The 1,043-nt window shown below is 46.7% G+C and carries 2 protein-coding genes; both read left to right on the top strand.

All coding sequences use genetic code 11. From position 1 onward, the window contains the following. A partial coding sequence (locus R8O70_RS26255) for a CidA/LrgA family protein (protein ID WP_318184593.1) occupies positions 1-283 on the top strand: 283 nt, incomplete at its 5' end. Position 284: 1 nt separating this feature from the next. After that, a complete protein-coding gene (locus R8O70_RS26250) occupies positions 285-962 on the top strand; it encodes an LrgB family protein (RefSeq protein ID WP_020840482.1) in 678 nt (225 codons plus the stop codon). The last annotated feature ends 81 nt before the right edge of the window (positions 963-1,043 follow it).

Below are 1,043 nucleotides of genomic sequence, written 5' to 3'. Positions count from 1 at the left end.
ATTCACTGGCGTTTCTGTTCCCGGAAGTGTCATCGGTATGCTTGTACTGTTTTTCTCCATGACACTTGGCCTTGTCAAAGTGGATTGGGTAAAACCGGGCGCAACGCTATTCATTCGCTACATGATCTTACTCTTTGTCCCAATCAGTGTGGGACTCATGCAGCACTTCGATATGCTACTTGCGAATGCATTGCCAATCATAGCTAGTGCAGTCGGTGGTTCACTCATTGTCTTGGTCAGCCTTGCTTGGCTACTGGACTACTTGCTAAAGGAGAAACATTAATATGTGGTTAATTGTCACTATTGTCGTTTTCCTGATTGCTCGCCAAATCGCAATTAAGATCAACAGCCCACTTGCAAACCCTTTGTTGATAAGTATTGCAGTACTGATTCCTTTATTAACGTACCTCAATGTACCGTTTGAGACATACTACGCCGACAACGAAGGCATCAGCTTTTTACTACAACCAGCTGTTGTAGCGTTGGCTTACCCTTTGTACGAGCAACTCCCTCAAATCAAAGCCAACTGGCGAATCATCACGTTTGCTTGTACGCTCGGAAGTGTTATGTCAATGGCAACCACAACCCTCATCGCCGTTGCATTTAAAGCTGACATCAGTTTAATCGCGAGCCTAGTAGGTAAGTCAGTGACCACTCCGATTGCAATGGAAATCTCAAGCCACCTTGGTGGTGAAGCGGCAGTCGCTGCAATCTTAGTACTGATCGTAGGTCTTCTTGGCGCTATTTTGGCGTACCCAATCTACAACCTAATCGGCATTAAGCATCCAATTGCTCGCGGTTTGACGATGGGCACAGTATCGCACGCGCTTGGTACTGCGACTTGCGCAGAAAAACAACCTGGCGACGCAGCGTTTTCATCGTTAGCCTTGGTGCTATGCGGCATCATCACCTCCATTCTCGCTCCGAGCTTTTTTGGTTTAGCAGTCTGGCTATATCAATAAGTCATTGTGACGGTCAGTCCTCCTTCCGACAGGCCGTCACTTTCCTTTTCTCATCGTAGTACGCTGTTGAAAACGATTTTC

It is taken from the genome of Vibrio sp. 779(2023), from assembly GCF_033344285.1.
Classification (GTDB): Bacteria; Pseudomonadota; Gammaproteobacteria; order Enterobacterales; family Vibrionaceae; genus Vibrio; species Vibrio alginolyticus.
The sequence above is the reverse complement of the archived record's forward strand: the minus strand, read 5'-3'. Positions and strand labels throughout refer to the sequence as shown.

Coding starts and splice junctions, on each gene's coding strand:
- R8O70_RS26250 (WP_020840482.1), top strand. CDS start 285: ATGTGGTTAATTGTCACTATTGTCGTTTTCCTGATTGCTCGCCAAATC.